The following is a 20190-nucleotide window of genomic DNA, read 5'->3' on the forward strand; positions in this document are numbered from 1 at the left end:
TGTGGGATTATTAACAATAGCAACAAAGAATCTGAAGAATAACTTTTCCTTCTATTCGTTCTATTTCGTTTCAGTGGCTTTTGTTTTGATGGTGTTTTTCGCCTTTATTTCTTTTTCCATGAACGATATTATCATGGAAAAGATTTCGTCTGATGGTAGAGTAGAAACAATGTCGAGAACGGTGGCAATCTTCGTTATGGCATTTGTACTATTCTATATGTCATACTCCAATACTTTCTTTATGAAAAAAAGAATGAAAGAACTGGGAATTTATTCGCTCTTGGGGTATCGAAAGTCAACCATGGTAAAATTATTAACCTTTGAAAATATTATAATTTCTTTTACTGCTCTAATTGTAGGTATCGTGCTGGGTGCTGTTGCTCATAAAGGAATTATTGAGGTGATAGTCAAAGTACTAAAATTAAACATTAATACTTCTGAAGTGCCATTAATTAATCTTGATTCGGTACTATTCACTTTTATTTTTATATTTGCTGTTTTGACTGTCTTATTCTTATCAAACTGGATAATCCTTCGAAAAAGTTCCTTACTTACTTTGGTATGTATGGAGAAAAAGGAAGAAAAGCAGATGAAAGTTAGTACAGCTTTATCCCTATTAGGACTATTCTTGATTTTGGTAGGCTATTTCTTAGCTATTGATATTATAAGAGGAACCGAATCATTGTGGAAAACGATAGGGTTTTCACCAATCGCACTTTTAACAATGTTAAGTGTGGTATTAGGGACAATCTTCTTTATTCACTCCTTTTTACCTTTTGCTATTCAAAAATTGAAGAAAAAGAAAAAATGGTTTTATAAGGAATCGAATATTATTATCATTCCAAACTTTATATTTAAAATCCGTTCGAAGGCAAAGACTTTAATTTTGTTAACTTTATTAGCTGCAGGAACTTTGGCTATATTTGGCGCCACTATACTAACGCTTTACTATCCAATTGCTGCTACAGAACGTATCGTACCGTCAGCTATTGAGTTCCCGTTGGAAGATAAAGAATCGGCTAATAAAGCAATTAAAGCTGTGCAAGATACTGTCGGAAAAGAAAACATGAAATACAAAGAAACGACTATTATTCAAGGAGCATCCTCTTCTGAAAATTTGCCTAAAGAATATAGTATGAAGAAAGAACATGGATTTGATCTAATCTCTGAGTCGGATTACAGGGATCTAATAAATTTTCAAGGGAAAAATGTAGAATTTGAGAATTTAGCTAAACATGAAAGTATTTTAGTGAAATATAGGCCTGAAAAAGAAAAGTTAGATAAAGAGAATACATATACTTTGAACTTAACATCTACAAAGAGTGTGGATGTGAAAGTGAAAGAGACTACATTACTTAACCCAATTGGATTTGCGAATAGTGTAGGAACCCTTATTATTTCTGACAAACTTTACAAAGAAATAAAAGCATTAGGGCTTCCAGAAAAGACTATGATGAGCATTAACGGAACAGATATGAGAGATAACAAAGAAGTTTATGAAAACTTAGCTCCACTATTTAAAGATAATATCTATTTTACAAGTAGTTATCAAAAAAATGATTACATTATCCAGCAGAATAGCTCAACATTCCTGCTCATTAGCTTTGTCACTATCATCTTTTTTATTGCAACAGGTAGCATACTCTATTTCCATAATCTTTCGAGTATAATGTCAAATGAAAATGAATTTACAATTTTACAAAGAATGGGATATAACAAGAAAAAGATAAAAAGGATAATAAGAAAAGAAATCTTTACGTTATTTAGCATCCCTTATATATTAGGGGCAGCGCATAGTATTTTTGCACTGGTGGCATACAAAACTGCTTTAATGGACGATTTATTAGGAAAAGGTAGTGCCTTTATATTACCTATTCTTTTTGCATTAATTATTTTTACTGTGGTTTATATCATTTATTATTTGTTAACAAAAAGAGCATGCTATAAAATTATATTTAACGATAAAAAGTAAAAATTTACAGATAAAGCTGATGATAATAAACAAACATCAGCTTTATCTGTATGTAATCTAGTAAAGGTAAGTGAGTCTATGAAAAAATACTATGAGCAAAAACAAATCTTTATTTTAATGAATCAACTTTGTATGATTATTTTTTTATGCTATGAATTTTTGCAAGGTAAGATTGCAGGAACAGCAAAGTTACTTCCACTAACGTTTATAACAATAATGGTCATATATGGGGCATATATTAGTTTTGTAAACATAAAAGAAAATAACACGCTATCAAAATTCTCCAAATTGCTATTTTTTGCTTCATGGCAATTTTTACTTACGCTTAACGGGAGTCAAATTTCTTATACACTAAGTATACTACTTAGTGTAGTAATTCTATATAAGACAGTACAATTTTTGCTTTTGTTCTTTTTCCAAGATTCTATTTATGCTTATAAAAAAGAGACAGACTGGATTTTAAAGATTACATGTGTATTAACATTGGTTGCGAAATTGACAAACGATAAAATATTTGCCGCTCTATTTTCATGTCAATGGATTTTTAGTTTTATTTGTATTATTTTTCTGTTTTTGAAAAATCGAGAACGAATTAAATTTATCTTCAAAAGCGAAAAAAAGCAGTTATTTAAATCTGTTGCTATTCTTATCGCTCTCTTTATTGTATATGCTATGTTGTTTGCAGGAAGCCCCGAATATTTAAGTAATTTAGGGTGGTATATCGTGATCCTGCTACCCTTATTTAGTATTCATGCGATTGCTTTTAAAAGCCATACATTTATGAAGCAATATTTTCTTTTAAAGGAAGGTAAAATGATATTCATGTTTTTATGTTTTATTGTTTTTATTAGTTCGCTTGGGCTGTTGTTTAAATTTAATATGATTACCTATTTTGTCATTATACATACGATTTTTTGGTTTGTTCTTCTTTATTTCACATTATTATTTCAAGACATAAAAGATACGATCTTAAATGTGGATGCAGAAGAACCTAAACCCTTGCCAGAAAGCTCTTACGTTCAAAATCTTTTACAGATAGCTAAAGAGGAGAGGTTGAAAAGTGAATTTTCTGATTATCTGCATGATGAAATATTACAAGATATATTAGCAGTTAAAAATATGATGAATAAATCTAATAAAGAAGAAATTCATGAAATGATAGTAAAAACGCTAGATGACTTAAACCAGTCTATACGTGTACAAATGCAAGAATACCACCCAACGTTATTAAAGACACTCACATTAAAAAAGAATTATAGTAATCTGCTTGAGATGATCCAGCAAAAATACGGAATGAAAAATATTGATATATCTTTTAATTGTAATGATAATTTATTCTTAGTTGAACCTTATAATCTTGTTATATATCGAATTTTAAAAGAATTAGTAACAAATGCGTTCAAACATTCTAAATGTTCTAAGTTAGTTTTGAGTTTGACACAAGAAAATAACAAAATAGAGCTTATAGTAAAAGATAATGGGATAGGTATGGGAAATGAGAAGCATATTCCTAATGAACATAGGGGGGTGAATTCGATTAAAGAACAACTGTTTTTGTTAAACGGTAACATGACAATTTCAGAATGTAATCCTTCTGGTTTATGTATTGATATTTTTATTCCTATGAAAGGAGATGATTCCTATCAATATTTTATTAATAGATGACCATGCTTTGTTTTCAAAAAGTTTGGAGATAGCTTTAGAAGATTATCCTGAGATAGATGAATTCTATTCATTACAAAATGTTGGAAATGTTATCACAATCATTAATGAGTTTAAGCCAGATATTATTTTAGTAGATATAAATTTAAGCAATATTAGTAGCGAAGATGGTTTAGAAATAGCAAAAACTATTTTAGATAGTAAATGTGACACGAAAATAGCTATATTAACAGGCTATGATTTGCCTGTTTATCGATATGAAGCTCAAAAAATTGGTGTAAGTGGCTTTATTAATAAAAATATTATGCCAGATAAGTTGTTGGAAATTTTAATTAAAATTAACGAAGGTATTTGTTATTTTCCAATGTCTATGGACTATGTTGAAGAATTAACCGATAGTGAGAAACAAATTTTACAGTTACTATGTGGTGGATATAAGCGTAAAGAAATTGCTACTATGTTATATGCTAGTGAACGCACAATTTCAAACCATATTCAACATATGTTTGATAAATTGGATGTTTCATCTTCATTAGAAGCTGTAACAAAAGGAATACAATTAGGATATATTCAACCTCATTATAGAAATCGTTAATGAAACTATGGGCTTGAATCCAATACATTTCATTCAATGGTAAATTTTTGATTGTAATCTTTTGTTCATATTCCGTTCATATTTCTTTTTTAAGATGAGCACATAGAAAGAAATAGGAAGGAGCGAGCGAAATGTTTCTAGCTCTGCGTGAATTAAAACAATCAAAATTAAGATATGGATTAATCGGGCTCATCATGATTTTATTATCATTTTTAGTTCTTGTGATTTCTGGATTAGCAAATGGTTTATCGTATGATAATGCATCATCAATTCAAAATATGGATGCAACAAAATTTGTATTAGCAGATGATGCAGAAAATAAATTACTCCGTTCACAAATAAAGAAAGAAGATGTGGATGATGTAGTAGGGCAAGTAGATGCAAAAGATGCTGTGCCATTTCATGTGAAGGTTTCTACGTATGAAAAGAAGGATAGTTCAAAAAAGGTTGATATTGCAATTTTTGCAAGTGAACGTGACACGTTCTTGGAACCAAAGATTGTGAAAGGGAATGCATTAGGAACAGCACAAGATGAAATGGTTGCTGACGAATCGATTAAAGAAAAAGGCATAGATATTGGCGATACAATTATCGATCCAGTTTCGAAAAAGGAATTCAAAATCGTTGGCTTTACGAAAGATCAAATGTTTAGTCACACACCTGTTGTTTATGTGAATCAAGATGTATGGGGACAAATTGCGCAGCCAAATCAAAAGGATTATAGCGCAATTGCACTTCGTACTGATAAAGAAGTGAAAAATGCACATGTGATTGAGAAAAAAGAAGTTCTTCAAAGTATTCCAGGGTATAAAGAAGAACAAGGAACATTAACAATGATTATTGCGTTCTTGCTTGTGATTGCTGCTTTATTAATCGGTGTGTTCTTCTATGTCATTACATTACAAAAAACGCAGCAATTAGGTGTATTAAAAGCAATTGGAACGAAAAATTCGTATTTAGCAAATACTTTAGTTGTGCAAGCATTATTCTTATCTGTTGTTGCAATGGGGATAAGTATTGTATTAGTAGAAGGATTGCAAAAGATTTTGCCAGAAAGCATGCCATTTTTATTAACAACGACAATGATTGGCCAATATGCAGGAATCTTTATTGTCATTAGTATTCTAGGAACACTTATTTCCTTATATCAAGTGTTAAAAGTTGATGCACTAGAAGCAATTGGAGGTGGCATGTAATGACTTCATTATTAAAATTAGAGGAAGTAAGTAAAGTGTACGGAGAAGGAAATACCGAAGTAACTGCTCTACATCCAATTTCACTTGATGTGAAGGCGGGAGAGTTTATCGGTATTGTTGGTCCCTCTGGATCAGGGAAAAGTACTTTGTTATCAATTGCTGGTGCGTTATTATCACCATCAAAAGGAAACATTTACATTCGTGAACAAAATATTACGCGTTTATCAGAAAAGGAAATGACAGATATTCGTTTAAGAAAAATCGGGTTCATTTTTCAGTTTGCAAATCTTGTTCCCTATTTAAATGTAAAGGAACAATTACTCTACATTGCAAAATTAAAGAAAGAAGACCGAAAAGAATCCGAAAAGCGTGTGGATCATTTGTTAGCTGCATTTGGATTATCTCAAAGAAAAAATCATTATCCAAATCAATTATCTGGCGGAGAAAAACAAAGGGTTGCAATTGCTCGTGCTTTCATGAATAATCCAGATTTAATATTAGCGGATGAACCAACAGCAAGCCTTGATTCAAAACGTGGGCGCGAAGTTGTCGAAATGATGAAACGAGAAGTAAAAGAAAGTCAAAAAGCAGCGATTATGATTACACATGACGAAAGAATGCTGGATGTATGTGATCGCATCTTAACATTACGTGACGGAAAGTTAGTATAGGTAGTATAAGAAAAAGCGCAGGGTGGATTCCTGTGCTTTTTTGTACATGATAATTCGTTTAGACTGGTTTTGGAATTAAATGTTATAATAGTCTTATTATTCTGTTATTTATAAGGGAGGAGGATAAAATATGGAGAAAAAAATCATACGTATGGAAGGGCTTATTGTCTTAATAGCGACCATTTATATATATGCATTAAATGAGTTTAGCTGGTTAATATTCTTCTTGTTGCTTTTAGTACCTGATGTTTCAATGCTAGCATATCTTATTAATAATCGTATTGGTGCGCAGATTTATAACCTGTTTCATACTTACATAGTATCAATATTACTGGTTTTGATCGGTTTATTTCTAAAATCAGATGTGACTCTTATGATCGGCTTAATTTGGACAGCTCATATTGGAATGGATCGTCTGTTCGGATGTGGTCTTAAATATCAAACGGATTTTAAGGATACGCATATTCAGAAGTTATAAAATACAGTAGGAATAAACGTTTATAATACATATGAATCTTTTTATGTACCAAGCTATATTCATTTTAAAATCTAAGAGGGATAGGTATATGAATAATGATATGAAACGATACTTAATATGCACGTTCATATTTACATGGATACTCTGGGCACTATTAATTAGCTTGATAAAATGGGACATTACCACATTCGGTACTCCATTAGCAATGATATTGTTTGTTTTCGGAGGTATCATGCCAGCAATTAGTGCAATTAGTTTAAAGAAAAAATATGGATCAAAAGAGGAGTTTAGAGTTTTTATCAAAAACATTGTTAACGCTAAACATCATTTTGCATGGTATATTCTGCTCATTGTTCTAGCTTTTATTAGCTGTTATCTGCCAACGCTATTTGGTGGGGAAACGATGCAAAAGCCATTATACGTTGCATTATTTAATTTTCCAATGATTATTGGTGGTGGAGTTGAGGAAATCGGATGGAGGGGATTCTTGCAACCTGCACTTCAAAAAAGGTTTTCTTCATTTTTAAGCACCATGATTGTGAGCATAATATGGGCTGTTTGGCACCTGCCGTTATGGTTCATTCCAGGCACTAACCAGTCTCAAATAAATTTTATATACTTTATAATCACGATAATTGCCGTATCCTTCATATATACTACAATTTATAATGCAACTAAAAGTATTTTTATGTGTCTAGTTTTCCATGCACTTATGAATTCTTTTTGGAGCGTATACGTGCCAAATGATAAGATTTTACCAGCCTGTTCAACTCTTATCTTTGGAATTTTCGTCTTTATAGTGTATAAATTAGTGATAAAAAGAAAAAGTACTTTATTAACAGGTTAACAAAGATAAAGCAAGGAAACCTATTTCGAGTTTCCCTTCATCAAACCTTAAGTCCCCTATTAAGGGATATAACTTACCGACATGTTATATCGTGGATTTTAAATGCTGCTCTCTGGGCACAATTTTATTTTGCGAACGCTGTCTGCAGCGTGATAAAGCGATCTATTCATGATGGGAAAATGACGCAAATGGAACTCGATGTAATAGCTGATGATAAAAAGAATATTCTTGTCGGTGCAACAGAGTACATGGAATATTCTATAGAAGGAACAAACGAATGTCATACATATAATGCGGGGAATCCTCCAAAATTTGAAGGGGATCAAACGGTATATGTGCGCCATAAAGGAGAAAGGAATTTACATCCAGGTTTAACACGGATTGTTCATTTTTCAGCTAATAAATAGTTTAGAAAAGTAGTATGAAAGTAATAATGTATATCTTCTATATAAAAAGGGCTTTTATGTTATGATAAAGCTCTTTTTTGTGCGTTTATAAAAAAGTAAGTGAAATGTTAGGGGAAATCATGTTTTTTAAATCATTAGAGTCGCTTTACTACAATGAATCAAGTATACTGAGAAATGTTTCCTGAAAATAATTCAGGCTAAAAATCCATTAGGATTGTTTGGTTACTGAAGACTTTTCTAATAAAAGTGTAAGAGTTATGATTAGTGAACAGATAATGCTTGATGGATATTTGAATTACTATTTTAATTTTAGATAAAGAGTAAATAAGGAGAGTTAGTATGAATTTAGCAAAATTCCCTAGAAAAAAATATACAGAATCATATACGCCAATTGAAAAATTAAATCACTTTTCTGAAGTCCTAGGAGGACCTTCTATTTATTTTAAACGAGATGATTTACTTGGTTTAACAGCTGGTGGAAATAAAACAAGAAAATTAGAATTCCTTGTGGCGGATGCACAGGCGAAAGGTGCAGATACGTTAATTACTGCTGGCGGTATTCAGTCCAATCATTGCCGATTAACATTAGCAGCTGCGGTAAAAGAGAAAATGAAATGCATTCTTGTATTAGAAGAAGGACTTGAACCAGAAGAAAAACCAGATTTTAATGGGAATTACTTCTTATATCATTTATTAGGTGCTGAAAATGTAATCGTTGTGCCAAACGGAACTGACCTTATGGATGAGATGCAAAAAGTGGCCAAAGAAGTAACTGAAAAAGGGCATACACCATACGTCATTCCAGTTGGAGGATCCAATCCTACCGGTGCAATGGGATATATTGCATGTGCAGAGGAAATTATGGCTCAATCGTTTGAGCAAGGGATAGATTTCAATACGGTTGTTTGTGTAAGTGGCAGCGGGGGCATGCATGCTGGTTTGATCACTGGATTTTATGGAAGACAAACAGGGATTCCGGTAATTGGAATGAATGTGAGCCGCGGGAAAGCTGAACAAGAAGAAAAGGTATGTAAGCTTGTGCAAGAAACTTCAGCGCATGTTGGTATTCTAAACAGTATTCCGCGTGAGGCCGTGACATGTTTTGATGAATACGTTGGACCAGGATACGCTTTACCAACACCTGAAATGGTAGAAGCTGTTCAGCTTTTAGCAAAAACAGAAGGGGTTTTACTGGATCCAGTATATACAGGGAAAGCAGTAGCTGGACTGATCGACCTAATTCGAAAAGGTACATTTAAGAAAGAAGATAACATTCTATTTGTACATTCAGGTGGTTCTCCGGCGTTATATGCGAATACATCACTATTTTCCTAATATGTAAGAAAATCAGCACCAAAATAAGTGGTGCTGATTTTTTATGTAAGCTTTACTTGTCTGTCTTAATTAGCTATAAAGAACAAATTGCTCATCTAACCAGTTTACTATTTTTTCAATCATTGGAATACTTATAGAATGATTGATATTTTGGTATAGCATAAATGTAATGTTAGCTGTTGTATCTTGATGGTGTGATTGTACTTTTTCACAAAATGTTTGTTGTCCAAGAGGCGAGACAACAGCATCACTTGCCCCGTGTAATAATAGTATAGGTCGATTATGAATGCGTTCGATAAATTGAATAGGATCCATTTTTCTAATCATATGAATTTCATTGGCGATATTTGAGCCTTGCTTTTGAAAAATCTCTTCAGAAGTTATCCAAGCTCCTGAACCATTTATATTAATAAGTGCATCAATTTTTGAATCTTTGATAAAAGCTCCTGAGGATATGAATCCACCCATTGAACTTCCGAGAACTACAATTTTATGACCTAAGCAGTATTCACTCTCATAGATACTAGTAAATAAATCATTTATATCATGTTTAACAGTATGCAAAATGGTTTTCCAGAAATATTGTTCCATTATCGGTTTAGAAAAATGATTTTCTAAAGCTGTCCGTGAATCGTGATAAATAATTTCTGGAATAATTACGGTATATCCAAAGTTAGTTAAGATGGTACCTAAAAAGATTTGATGATAAATGCTAGATCCCCATCCATGATAGAAAACGATTGTTATTTTTTTATCCTGTTTTGTGGGCTGTAATAAGAGACCATGTATGTTTCCTAGTTGAATGTCTGTTTGATTCAATGTATCGGTTCACCTCCATAAATAAATAAGTGAGGGAATGAATGCCCTTACTGATAAAAGCTTTACTTTATCACTCCGTCTCAAAAAACTCAATCCATTCTCCATCAGGTAATGTTTCAATTTCCTCTGTTAATAAAAAAGTTACTCCTAACTTCTTCAGTCTTTCAATTTCATCTTCTAGAGAGTCTACTTTAAAGCAAATATGATGCACTTTTCCTTCTGCTGGAAGAGAAGGATTATAGCCTTCAATTAATTCAAGAATTGTTTCTTGTGATTCTTCTACACTAAAAAAGCAAGCTTTAAGTTTGGGTCTGGATGTCCCATACGTTTGATAAGCTTTAGTCCAATTACTTCTTCATAAAAGGAAAGGGACGTTTCTAAGTTTGCAACCATGATTCCGACGTGTTCGATTCTTCTTACTGGCATATTGATATCTTCTTTCCGTAAATTTCATATGTATCATAATATTGAAAATTAAGAAAATAAGCAAGATAAAAACCTTACAAATTTTATCGTGTTATATGATATAGTGAGAAAGTATGTTTGGAGAGAAGGAAGGAGACATTAGTATGAATACAACTTCGCAAGCTCCTTCATTAACGGAAACGATGAAAGAGTGGCATCAGGCGTTAGTATATGAAATTAAACATTGGAAAACGATAGGCGGCAGTAAATTATCGATTATAAATGGCCGTTTTTTATATACAGATTATGAGAGTACGGTGTATGTATTTCAGCTTATTTCGGAAGTAAGCTTACCTGATGGTACACCCATTCGGATTGAATTTGATGGTGAGGAAGCAACAGGAGAAGTGCTATCTGTACATGGATTAGAAATCGAACTGAAATTAAATGATTATATACAAGGCGAAATAAGAGAAGCAATTTTATATAGTGAACCATGGCAGTTATTAGAGCAATTGCAAGAGCGATTGAAAGAAATACGAAAAGATAAACAAAAACGTCAACGCGTAAAGCGTCTTTTAGATGGAAAAAGTACGCCAAAGCATATAGAAAAGATGAAAAATCCGAAGAATGAACTGGCATATCGTTCTTTTTATAATCCGACGACATATGTTTGGGGCCCACCGGGAACAGGAAAATCTTATAATTTATCACGTATTATTTCAGCGCACTATCAAAAAGGAAAATCAGTACTTGTACTTGCTCATAGTAATGCAGCGGTTGATGTATTAATGAGTGAGGTTACAAAGCAAATAGAAAAAAAAGAAAAATGGACACCAGGGGAAATCGTCCGGTATGGATTTAGTCAACATGAACATATACGTAACCATGAAACGTTGCTTGCTTCTAGATTAGTGGAAACAACGAATGGCTCATGGGGAGAAGAAAAGCTTTATTTAGAAGAAATGCGTCAAGATCTTCGTCAAAAAATCTTATCTTATAAGGCAACTGCTTCTGATAAAAAGCGTATGCAAGAAATTGAAGGAGATCTTAGAAAACAAAGAGCGAAAATTAAAGAAGTAGAAAGAGAATATATTGAAAATGCAAAGGTAATAGGTGCGACACTATCTAAGTGTGCAATTGATTCTCTTATTTATGAACGAACATTTGACTTAGTTGTTGTAGATGAAGTGAGTATGACATATGTACCACAAATCGCATTAGCTGCTTCTCTTGGTAAGCGAATTGTCGTTTGTGGTGATTTTTTACAGTTGCCACCAATTGCGATGGCAAATCATGAGCTTGTTAGAAAGTGGTTAGGAGAAGATATGTTTTATCATGCAGGGATTGTCCAATCCGTAAACAAGTGCGAGACACATCCGAATCTATTTATGCTGCAAGAACAAAGACGTATGCATGCGGATATATCTAAATTTACAAACTCATTTATTTATAAGAATAGAGTGTTCGACCATCCTTCTGTTTCGGCAAGACAAGAATTAGCGAAATTACAGCCGTTTGCAAACGAAGCGACAGCTCTGTTTGATACAAGTTTAATGGGAGCTTACTCTTTAAAAGATGCCGCTTCTGGTTCTCGTTTTAACATTATGTCCGGTTTCGTTGCAATGCAGATGATTTTAATTGGATTATTAGATGGCGTTCAATCGATTGGAGTTGTAACGCCATATCGCGCGCAGTCTCGTTTCTTATCAACATGTATAAGAGAAATATTGCAAAAAACAAAGTATCGAAATACACCTATTCTAGCAGCGACGGTTCATAAATTTCAAGGATCTGAACGCGATATGATGATTTTTGATACAGTAGATAGTTATCCGCAGGAACGTCCTGGCGTGTTATTCTTTGATCATAAGAATCATCGTCTTGTAAATGTTGCGGTAACGAGAGCAAGAGGAAAGCTCATTCAGTTATCGGACTGTCAATATATGCGGAAAAATCTTTCTAGAAAACAAGCGTTATCTCACTTAACTTCTCACATAGAAAGACACGGAAATGTATATGATCGTACAACATCACGTCCATTGTTAGAACGAAAAATTACAAAACGCTTGAGATGGTTTATGCAAATGAATTTGGAAGAGACGAAAGCATTATTAAAAGACATTCTGTCAGCAAAACAAAAAATTATTATTTCGCTCCCAAGTACAAGACAAGTAGATAAAAGGGTATGGCAGGCGTTAATGCGTACAACAGCGCAGGTAACAATCTATAGCGATGGACCAATTCCATTAAAAAATGTGAGAGTACAAAGGCAAAATAAATCACTCCCATTTGTATGTATTGATGATGAGATCTTTTGGGTAGGTGCTCCGTTAACATCGCAAATGATGTTTGAAGGAAGTCCAGAATTCCCTTATATATGTGCAAGAATGCAGGCGCCTGAAACGATTGGCGTTTTAAAAGGATTTTTAGATATTCGTTAAAATCAGATCGGAATTCCTTGACATTTACTCGGAATAAAACTAGAATGAAAATAATTTAATATAATTTTATGAAAATAAAAACGATTTTCTTATCACGAGAGGTGGAGGGACTGGCCCTATGAAACCTCGGCAGCGGATTCAATATGAATACTGTGCCAATTCCAGCAAGTGAAAGACTTGAAAGATAAGAAAGAAGGCCATTTTTGAATCTGTATGTTCAAGCCTCTTTCTATCTTTTAGAAAGAGGCTTTTTTATGTGCAAATTTAAAGGAGGAATGGGAAATGGGAACAAAACAAGTAACGTCACACCGAAATAGTATTACGGAAAGTATAGAAAGAAATAGAGAAAAATACTTAAAAACAAGTCATGATATACATGCGAATCCTGAAATTGGTAATCAAGAATTCTTTGCATCTAGAGCGTTAAGTTTACTTTTAGGAAGTACAGGATTTCAGCTTCAGCACAATATCGCAGGACATGAAACAGGATTTATTGCACGGAAAAGTTCAGGGAAACAAGGGCCGACAATTGCCTTTTTAGCAGAGTATGACGCTTTGCCTGGATTAGGCCATGCGTGTGGTCATAATTTAATTGGTACAATTAGCGTTGCAGCAGCCATTGCATTATCGGAAACAATTGAAGAAATCGGCGGTGAAATCGTTGTATTCGGAACACCAGCAGAAGAAGGTGGGCCGAATGGAAGTGCAAAAGCAAGTTATGTGAAGGCAGGTTTGTTTAACAATATTGATGCAGCACTTATGATTCACCCTAGTGGAAAAACAGCAACAACAAGTCCGTCACTCGCAGTTGATCCACTTGATTTTCATTTTTATGGAAAGTCGGCACATGCGGCTGCTTCACCTGAAGAAGGAATTAATGCATTAGACGCGGTGATTCAGCTTTACAATGGGATTAACGCACTTCGTCAGCAGCTTCCATCAGATGTGAAAATTCATGGTGTCATTACTGAGGGTGGTAAGGCACCGAATATTATTCCGGATTACGCATCAGCCCGTTTCTTTATTCGAGCAGCAACACGTAAAAGATGTGTTGAAATAACTGAAAAGGTACGAAATATTGCAAAGGGAGCAGCTTTAGCTACAGGAACAACAGTAAAAATCAATCAATTTCAAAATGAAATTGATGAATTATTAGTGACGAAGACATTTAATGAGGTGGTTGCTGAGGAATTAGAAAACCTTGGTGAAGATGTAAATCGTAAAGAGAGACTTGGAATCGGTTCAACAGATGCAGGAAATGTGAGTCAAGTCGTACCAACGGTTCATCCTTATATTAAAATTGGGCCGGATAATTTAGTTGCACATACGAATGAATTTAGAGAAGCAGCTCGTTCGGAACTTGGCGATAAAGCATTAGTTACATCCGCAAAAGTATTAGCGTATGTAGCATATCGATTAATTACAGAAGAAGGAACGCTTGATCAAATTAAGGAGGAGTTTAGAGGGGCGCAGCGAAATCAGTAATGTGATTAGTATTGGAGAAGTAGTTTTCTAGAATTCTATTTAGATAAAAAAGGTTTGGAGAAATCTCTAAGCCTTTTTTAGTTATAAAAGTTGGAACTTATTATTTAGATAACTATCTCTATTGGTTCCATTGGCTTGAATTAGGGAAGAATTTAGCATTTGATAAACGAGTAGAACAAATGCTTATTTCAGCGTGTCAGAAATCAAATTGTACAACAGTTGAGATGTTGAGAAGTGCATAAAAAAGACCTCAACTAAGAGTCGATTGAGGTCGAAATATCAGTAAACTAAGTTATTTTTTAACCCTTATTAAATTGTATTTGAATAATAGCGTTATTCCTAAGTTCATTAGAAAATGTACAACAAATGGTACTAAAATATTGTTTGTTTCAAAATATATCCAACCAAAAGTCAAACTTGGAACGCTTATATTTATTAGCATTATAGGCTTTTTGAAGTATTGAGTATGAAAACCTAAGAAAAATAAAGTAGTTGTTATAATTGCAATCCATGGGTTCTCTATAAATATGAAAAGCAAATTTTGAATAATTCCTCTAAACAAAAGTTCTTCAAATAACGCTCCTAAAAACATAAAGGCAAAAACACTTAACAGTGAATACTTTTGATAACTCTTGTTTGTATCGTCAATGTATTTCGAGGGAATGTAAAGCGTTAACATTACACCAAACAAAAGTAGAGCAAACGAAGCAATAAATATATTCATTATCATTCGGATTGGTTTATCGAATGATAGGAAATTTTGAATTGTGAGTACATCATAAACCATAAGAATAAAAATGATAGCCACGCAAATGAATGTAAAAGAAGAGAATACTAAAACAGCGTCTTTTGGGTTGAAATCCTTTTTTGTTTTCTTGGTTTTGTCTTTTATATCTTTCATATCTTACCTTCTTTCCTGTGACTTTAGAATAATGAAAATACTTTACTATTTTATCAGAAGATATAATATCTACAAATAATTATTTAAAAAGCAACAATCTTTTAGAAAACAGCCTTTATTTATACCATATGATAATGGAACCTTTGTAAAGGAAAGAAAAGACGTCACCATTCAATTTTATATATTAAGGTAGAGTGTTTCTTTTTTTATTTAAGTAAAAAGCCGAAGTGCTAAAAGGAAGGAAGAAAAATTGTATCAAAATATTCTTGAAGGCTATCAAATTAGAACTGCACATAATGATGAAAGTCCTCTCATTGTTAAAATGCTAAAAGAAGTTGCACAGTGGTTAAAAGAGCGAGAAATTGACCAGTGGCAGTATCTTTTAGAAGGTGGAGATGACGAAGAGATCATTCAAGCGGTAATAAATAAAAACACTTACATCATTTTAAAGGAAAATGAAATGATAGGTATTTTTACAGTTTCTTCTGTACAAAGTGAGTCTTCTTTTTCGTATTATTGGATTTTAAGTGATAGAAAATAAATTTTAAATATTTTGATAGATAGTGCATTTTTAATTATAATACAGCTAGATACATAGAAAAGGGGAATTGTTCATGCAAATAACAAATGAACGAGCAATGTTACGATTAATAGATACAAATGATATAGAAAAATTATTTTCAATTGTGGAAGGAAATAAAGAAATCTGGACGTATTTAATAGCTAAAATGGATAGCTATCAAGATATGGAGCGATATGTTGAAACGGCAGTAAAACGATATGAAAAGGGAACGGATTTACCATTTGTTGTGATAGATCAAAAAACGAATGAAGTTGTCGGCAGTACACGTTTATACAATATATCAACAGAAAGCAAGACTGTTGAACTTGGTCAAACGTGGTATCATCCGAGTGTACAGAGAACGAGTATAAATACGGAATGTAAGTATATGTTATTGCAATATGCGTTTGAAGAATTACAAATGCTGCGCGTGCAAATAAAAACAGACTTGCGAAATGAAAAAGCACAACGAGCAATTGAACGGCTAGGTGCAGTAAAAGAAGGGATATTACGAAATGAGAGAAGGTTACCAAGCGGTTATATAAGGGATGCGGTAGTATATAGCATCATTGCAAGCGAGTGGCCAATCGTGAAAGATCGATTACTGCACAAAATGGACCTGTATAAATAGGAGGCAAACATGACAAATATTGAAACAAAAAGACTAAAGATGATTCCTTTTACATTAGAACTTGTTGAGGCAACGATAAAAGGCAGAGAAGAGCTGCAAGAAATCATACCATATAAAATATCTTTAGAATGGCCAATGCCTGATTATAAAGATATTTTACCATGGGTTGCTGAAGGTTTACGGAAAAATCCGGAACAAAGTAAGTGGAGTGGACTGATTGTTCATAAGGAAGATAATGTTATTATTGGTGATATGGGTTGTAAAGGTGCGCCCGATCCAACTGGTACAGTAGAGATCGGATATAGTATTGTACCAGAATATCAAGGGAAGGGTTATGCGACTGAAATGGCAAAAGCTTTCGTTGAATGGTTAGAACGGAATGAAGAAGTGCAAACGATTCAAGCAGATTGTTTAACGAGTAATGCCGCTTCAAGTAGAGTGTTAGAAAAAGCCGGTTTTACATGTGTGCTTGAAGAACAACATATGAAATATTGGATTGTAAAGTGAAGTGGAAGAGGTATACGTCCCTAAGAGGGAAAAAATATACCTCTTTTTCTTACAAAATGATTACTTCTTTTATATACTTTTGTTTCATCATTCCCTTCTGTGAAAAAATTCGTTACAATGGAGTTGTATGAGAAATTTTGTACATAAATTAAATTCATAAAATATGCACCACAAAAAATAGTAAATTAAAAATCCTCTATTTGAATGAAAACCCTTTATAGCACGAATCAATTGTTGAGAAAAGTGCCTTCTTTCAAATGAACTCAAATATAATGATTTAAAATAGATTATTTTTTAGAAGTATGGATAATGCACGGGGGCCAGTACAAATGAAACAAAATAAGAAAAGTAAAAAAAGAAGAGTCTTGCAAGTGTTCTTGCTCATGGTTAGTTCTATCATTCTATTTGTAAGTTATGCAGCTTACGATATTTGGAGTTATCGCTTTAAAACGGATGAGGTGGATACAGATGCTGCTATTGTACTAGGAGCAGCTTCTTGGAACGGAAAACCATCTCCTGTATTTCGTGAAAGAATCAATCATGCGATTTCTTTGTATAAGAATGGAAGTATTAAAAAAATTATTTTTACAGGTGGTACTAAATTTGAAGCAGAGCAGGAAGAAGCACGTACTGCGAAAGCGTATGCATTAAAGCATAACGTAAAGGATGAAGATATATTAATTGAAACACAGTCGCGTTTTACAGAAGATAATTTAAAGAATGCGAAACAGGTTGGAATTGATAATGGCTTACATACGTATACGATTGTAAGTGATCCTCTTCATATGAAGCGAGCGATGAGAATAGCGAAGCATATTGGGATAGATGCATATGCATCACCAACGCCAACATCAGCATATAAAACATTAGATACGGAAATTCCATTTTTCTTTAAAGAATTATGTTCTTATATTGGATATGTTGCATCGTTACCTTTGCGTATATTGAAAGGTGATTAAAAAATAAAGAAAAGGATAGACAAAGGTAGAGTGGTTCTACGGAGTCTATCCTTTTTTTATGCAAATATGCTTTGGATTTTCTATAACTTTACAAATTATAGAAAAAACTTTCAATAAAAACCTTGTATTTTCATCGGAATAGTGACACACTAGAATGCATAATCAAATATAATCTTATCGAGAGAAGTGGAGGGAACGGCCCAATGAAGCTTCAGCAACCTATCTGTAATAAAAAAGGTGCTAATTCCGAGTAGATAAGAAGGAAAAGAGATGACAACCTTCTTAATATGTAAGGTTGTTTTTTAGTAGGAGGAGAAGGGATGAAACGTTTATTTTTTGCACTTGTAAGTATTGTATGTAGTTTATTTATCATTACGGGTTGCACGCAGACATCAGGGGGCGATCAAAAAGAAATTCGTTTAGGTTTTACACCTGGTCCGTACAGTGATCAAGTGAAAAAAGCGGTACAACCGTACTTAGAGAAAAAGGGATACAAAATTAAAATTGTTGAGTTTAATTCACCAAACGAAACAAATCCAGCATTAACGAATAAGGATATTGATGCAAATATATTTCAAAGTACTGCTTTTATGAAGTCTTACGCAAAAGAAAATAATGCGGAAATTTCAAGTATTATTCAAGTTCCATCAGCACCTCAAGGTGTATACTCTGAGAAACATAAATCATTAGATGATTTGAAAGATGGAATGAAGATTGGGGTACCAAATGATCCAGTTAATTTAGAACGGGCATTACGTATTTTAGAAGGGATTGGCTGGGTGAAATTAAAAGGAAATGTAAATATTTTAACAATTTCCGAAAAAGATATAACGTTTAAAAAGAAAGATTTCAAATTAGTACCACTTGAATCACCACAAATCCCAAGGGCAATGAAAGATTTAGATTACGGCATTATTAACGGAAATCTTGTCATTTCATCTGGACATAAGTTAAAAGAGGCACTGGAATTAGAAAAAACACCTTCACAACATAGAATTATTGTTACGGTTCGTGATGAAGATAAAGAAAAACAATTTGCGAAAGATTTAATTGAAGCATACCATTCACCAGAGTTCAAAAAGATGATTCAGTCTGAAGAACAATTTGAAGGGTTTGTGCTTCCTGACTACTTAAAGTAAAGGAGATCTTGACATGACATTATCATTTATAGAAACAGAAGAACAAGCTCTCGTATTGGAGAAGATAACAGAATTCATTCCGCAATTTGCAGGAAGGGAACATCAACTGAGCGAACTAGGCTCTTTTCCTTTTGAAAATATTAAAGACTTACAAAGTATTGGTTATACAAAGTTAACTCTTCCGAAGGATTTTGGTGGGAAGGCAATTTCATTATATGATTTTGTTTTATTTCAAGAGAAGATTGCAGAGGGAGATGGAGCAACAGCTTTGTCTATTGGATGGCATGTTGGAATTGTGAAGGAACTTGCGGAAAATCGCTCATGGAAACCTGAGATGTTTTCTTGGTTTTGTGAAGAAGTAAAAAAAGGCGCCCTTTTTAACAGGGCGGCAACTGAACCGAAGACAGGGAGTCCTACTCGGGGAGGAAAACCAGAAACATTAGCTGTACAAAAAGGCGATAAGTGGATTATAAACGGAAGAAAAACGTTCACAACGATGGCGCCAGTACTTGATTATTTCATCATATCTGCAAGCATTGAAGGGCGAGATGAGATAGGAGAATTTGTGATTCCAAGACACGAAAAGGGTGTGTTGATTGAAGAGACATGGGATAGTGTTGCGATGCGTGGAACGGCTAGCCATGATCTTGTATTACAGAATGTTGAAATCCCGCATAAATTTTTTACAGATGTAAAAGGTTCACAGGCGAAACCGAAAGGAATTGGATGGTTACTTCATATACCAGCATGTTATTTAGGGATTGCGCAGGCTGCAAGAAATTATGCGATTGATTTTGCGAAAGCATATCAACCGAATAGTTTAAATCACCCAATTAGTTTGCTTCCAAACGTTAGAAGATTAGTAGGCGAATTAGAGCTGGAACTCTTGCAAGCTCGTACTTTTTTATACCAAGTTGCGAAAAAATATGATGAGGTGGAAAATAAACAATCTTTACAAGCGGAATTAGCAGCAGCGAAATATATTGCGACGAATGCGGCGATATCAATTGTTGATAAGGCAATGAGAATTGTAGGGGCAAAAAGCTTATCTGAAAAGAATCCACTGCACCGCTATTATTTAAATGTTCGCGCGGGTTTACACAATCCACCGATGGATGATGTAACACTCTCATTACTAGCAGATGATGCGTTTAAATCAATTGAAAAGGAGTGAG

18 protein-coding genes, 3 pseudogenes and 2 riboswitches are annotated in these 20190 nt (G+C 33.6%); of the genes and pseudogenes, 18 read left to right on the forward strand and 3 right to left on the reverse strand.

Annotation, left to right across the window (positions count from 1 at the left end; all coding sequences use genetic code 11):
- Position 1: 1 nt before the first annotated feature.
- The 9 genes and pseudogenes from BPMYX0001_RS13935 (at position 2) to cuyA (ending at position 9163) form a co-directional block, all read left to right on the forward strand.
- On the forward strand, positions 2-1972 hold the full coding sequence (locus BPMYX0001_RS13935) for an FtsX-like permease family protein (RefSeq protein ID WP_033799004.1): 1971 nt from the start codon (positions 2-4) through the stop codon (positions 1970-1972).
- A 78-nt stretch (positions 1973-2050) separates the two neighbouring features.
- Positions 2051-3637, forward strand: a complete 1587-nt coding sequence (locus BPMYX0001_RS13940) for an ATP-binding protein (RefSeq protein WP_006095447.1) — start codon at positions 2051-2053, stop codon at positions 3635-3637.
- The gene (locus tag BPMYX0001_RS13945; protein ID WP_050774412.1) at positions 3606-4229 is read left to right on the forward strand and encodes a response regulator transcription factor; all 624 of its coding nucleotides are present in this window, start codon (positions 3606-3608) and stop codon (positions 4227-4229) included. The genes BPMYX0001_RS13940 and BPMYX0001_RS13945 overlap by 32 nt, the downstream gene beginning before the upstream one ends.
- Positions 4230-4360: 131 nt before the next feature.
- Positions 4361-5425, forward strand: coding sequence for an ABC transporter permease (locus tag BPMYX0001_RS13950; protein WP_003207595.1), 1065 nt, complete (start codon positions 4361-4363; stop codon positions 5423-5425).
- Positions 5425-6096 carry an ABC transporter ATP-binding protein gene (locus tag BPMYX0001_RS13955; RefSeq protein ID WP_003198455.1) on the forward strand — a complete coding sequence of 224 codons (672 nt, stop codon included), beginning with the start codon at positions 5425-5427 and terminating at the stop codon, positions 6094-6096. The genes BPMYX0001_RS13950 and BPMYX0001_RS13955 overlap by 1 nt, the downstream gene beginning before the upstream one ends.
- Positions 6097-6226: 130 nt before the next feature.
- Positions 6227-6574 carry a DUF4260 domain-containing protein gene (locus tag BPMYX0001_RS13960; RefSeq protein ID WP_033799005.1) on the forward strand — a complete coding sequence of 116 codons (348 nt, stop codon included), beginning with the start codon at positions 6227-6229 and terminating at the stop codon, positions 6572-6574.
- Between the two features lie 88 nt (positions 6575-6662).
- On the forward strand, positions 6663-7421 hold the full coding sequence (locus tag BPMYX0001_RS13965; protein WP_033799006.1) for a CPBP family intramembrane glutamic endopeptidase: 759 nt from the start codon (positions 6663-6665) through the stop codon (positions 7419-7421).
- A gap of 155 nt (positions 7422-7576) precedes the next feature.
- Positions 7577-7828 (forward strand): annotated as a pseudogene (locus tag BPMYX0001_RS13970) (DUF4073 domain-containing protein); the annotation flags it as partial.
- 339 nt (positions 7829-8167) lie between these two features.
- Positions 8168-9163, forward strand: a complete 996-nt coding sequence (gene cuyA / locus BPMYX0001_RS13975) for a D-cysteate sulfo-lyase (protein ID WP_003207601.1) — start codon at positions 8168-8170, stop codon at positions 9161-9163.
- A 69-nt stretch (positions 9164-9232) separates the two neighbouring features.
- Here the strand turns inward: cuyA and BPMYX0001_RS13980 are convergent, their stop codons facing one another.
- On the reverse strand, positions 9233-9982 hold the full coding sequence (locus tag BPMYX0001_RS13980; RefSeq protein ID WP_006095452.1) for an alpha/beta hydrolase family protein: 750 nt from the start codon (positions 9980-9982) through the stop codon (positions 9233-9235).
- 70 nt (positions 9983-10052) lie between these two features.
- A pseudogene (locus tag BPMYX0001_RS29495) lies at positions 10053-10408 on the reverse strand (VOC family protein).
- A 113-nt stretch (positions 10409-10521) separates the two neighbouring features.
- On the opposite strand from BPMYX0001_RS29495, the gene BPMYX0001_RS13990 reads away from it, so the two are divergent.
- From BPMYX0001_RS13990 to BPMYX0001_RS32350, 3 genes and pseudogenes are all read left to right on the forward strand, one after another.
- Positions 10522-12831, forward strand: coding sequence for an AAA domain-containing protein (locus tag BPMYX0001_RS13990; protein WP_006095455.1), 2310 nt, complete (start codon positions 10522-10524; stop codon positions 12829-12831).
- Positions 12832-12917: 86 nt separating this feature from the next.
- Positions 12918-13022: riboswitch (SAM riboswitch) on the forward strand.
- Positions 13023-13113: 91 nt separating this feature from the next.
- Positions 13114-14316, forward strand: coding sequence for a M20 family metallopeptidase (locus BPMYX0001_RS13995; protein ID WP_006095456.1), 1203 nt, complete (start codon positions 13114-13116; stop codon positions 14314-14316).
- A gap of 89 nt (positions 14317-14405) precedes the next feature.
- Positions 14406-14558: pseudogene (locus tag BPMYX0001_RS32350) on the forward strand (IS1595 family transposase); the annotation flags it as partial.
- Positions 14559-14608: 50 nt separating this feature from the next.
- Here the strand turns inward: BPMYX0001_RS32350 and BPMYX0001_RS14000 are convergent.
- On the reverse strand, positions 14609-15217 hold the full coding sequence (locus tag BPMYX0001_RS14000) for a CPBP family intramembrane glutamic endopeptidase (protein WP_006095457.1): 609 nt from the start codon (positions 15215-15217) through the stop codon (positions 14609-14611).
- Between the two features lie 250 nt (positions 15218-15467).
- On the opposite strand from BPMYX0001_RS14000, the gene BPMYX0001_RS14005 reads away from it, so the two are divergent.
- The 6 genes from BPMYX0001_RS14005 to BPMYX0001_RS14030 all read left to right on the forward strand — a co-directional run bounded on the left by BPMYX0001_RS14005 (position 15468) and on the right by BPMYX0001_RS14030 (position 20189).
- Complete coding sequence (locus tag BPMYX0001_RS14005) at positions 15468-15758, forward strand: hypothetical protein (RefSeq protein ID WP_006095458.1); 291 nt, start codon at positions 15468-15470, stop codon at positions 15756-15758.
- A gap of 73 nt (positions 15759-15831) precedes the next feature.
- Positions 15832-16410: a GNAT family N-acetyltransferase gene (locus BPMYX0001_RS14010; RefSeq protein ID WP_006095459.1), complete on the forward strand. Its 579-nt coding sequence runs from the start codon at positions 15832-15834 to the stop codon at positions 16408-16410.
- A 9-nt stretch (positions 16411-16419) separates the two neighbouring features.
- Positions 16420-16917, forward strand: coding sequence for a GNAT family N-acetyltransferase (locus BPMYX0001_RS14015; protein ID WP_006095460.1), 498 nt, complete (start codon positions 16420-16422; stop codon positions 16915-16917).
- 329 nt (positions 16918-17246) lie between these two features.
- Positions 17247-17876 (forward strand): YdcF family protein, encoded by a 630-nt coding sequence (locus BPMYX0001_RS14020; protein ID WP_018766823.1) that lies wholly within the window; start codon positions 17247-17249, stop codon positions 17874-17876.
- A gap of 171 nt (positions 17877-18047) precedes the next feature.
- Positions 18048-18137, forward strand: a riboswitch (SAM riboswitch).
- A gap of 59 nt (positions 18138-18196) precedes the next feature.
- The gene (locus tag BPMYX0001_RS14025; RefSeq protein ID WP_006095461.1) at positions 18197-19015 is read left to right on the forward strand and encodes a MetQ/NlpA family ABC transporter substrate-binding protein; all 819 of its coding nucleotides are present in this window, start codon (positions 18197-18199) and stop codon (positions 19013-19015) included.
- Between the two features lie 13 nt (positions 19016-19028).
- Positions 19029-20189, forward strand: coding sequence for an acyl-CoA dehydrogenase family protein (locus BPMYX0001_RS14030; protein WP_006095462.1), 1161 nt, complete (start codon positions 19029-19031; stop codon positions 20187-20189).
- Position 20190: the final 1 nt, after the last annotated feature.

The organism is Bacillus pseudomycoides DSM 12442 (genome assembly GCF_000161455.1).
In the GTDB taxonomy this organism is placed as follows: Bacteria; Bacillota; Bacilli; order Bacillales; family Bacillaceae_G; genus Bacillus_A; species Bacillus_A pseudomycoides.

What these genes read in the sequence shown, in the direction of transcription:
- BPMYX0001_RS13940 (WP_006095447.1), top strand. Translation starts at nt 2,051, where the DNA reads ATGAAAAAATACTATGAGCAAAAACAAATCTTTATTTTAATGAATCAA.
- BPMYX0001_RS13945 (WP_050774412.1), top strand. Translation starts at nt 3,606, where the DNA reads ATGATTCCTATCAATATTTTATTAATAGATGACCATGCTTTGTTTTCA.
- BPMYX0001_RS13950 (WP_003207595.1), top strand. Translation starts at nt 4,361, where the DNA reads ATGTTTCTAGCTCTGCGTGAATTAAAACAATCAAAATTAAGATATGGA.
- BPMYX0001_RS13955 (WP_003198455.1), top strand. Translation starts at nt 5,425, where the DNA reads ATGACTTCATTATTAAAATTAGAGGAAGTAAGTAAAGTGTACGGAGAA.
- BPMYX0001_RS13960 (WP_033799005.1), top strand. Translation starts at nt 6,227, where the DNA reads ATGGAGAAAAAAATCATACGTATGGAAGGGCTTATTGTCTTAATAGCG.
- BPMYX0001_RS13965 (WP_033799006.1), top strand. Translation starts at nt 6,663, where the DNA reads ATGAATAATGATATGAAACGATACTTAATATGCACGTTCATATTTACA.
- cuyA (WP_003207601.1), top strand. Translation starts at nt 8,168, where the DNA reads ATGAATTTAGCAAAATTCCCTAGAAAAAAATATACAGAATCATATACG.
- BPMYX0001_RS13990 (WP_006095455.1), top strand. Translation starts at nt 10,522, where the DNA reads ATGTTTGGAGAGAAGGAAGGAGACATTAGTATGAATACAACTTCGCAA.
- BPMYX0001_RS13995 (WP_006095456.1), top strand. Translation starts at nt 13,114, where the DNA reads ATGGGAACAAAACAAGTAACGTCACACCGAAATAGTATTACGGAAAGT.
- BPMYX0001_RS14000 (WP_006095457.1), bottom strand. Translation starts at nt 15,217, where the DNA reads ATGAAAGATATAAAAGACAAAACCAAGAAAACAAAAAAGGATTTCAAC.
- BPMYX0001_RS14010 (WP_006095459.1), top strand. Translation starts at nt 15,832, where the DNA reads ATGCAAATAACAAATGAACGAGCAATGTTACGATTAATAGATACAAAT.
- BPMYX0001_RS14015 (WP_006095460.1), top strand. Translation starts at nt 16,420, where the DNA reads ATGACAAATATTGAAACAAAAAGACTAAAGATGATTCCTTTTACATTA.
- BPMYX0001_RS14020 (WP_018766823.1), top strand. Translation starts at nt 17,247, where the DNA reads ATGAAACAAAATAAGAAAAGTAAAAAAAGAAGAGTCTTGCAAGTGTTC.
- BPMYX0001_RS14025 (WP_006095461.1), top strand. Translation starts at nt 18,197, where the DNA reads ATGAAACGTTTATTTTTTGCACTTGTAAGTATTGTATGTAGTTTATTT.
- BPMYX0001_RS14030 (WP_006095462.1), top strand. Translation starts at nt 19,029, where the DNA reads ATGACATTATCATTTATAGAAACAGAAGAACAAGCTCTCGTATTGGAG.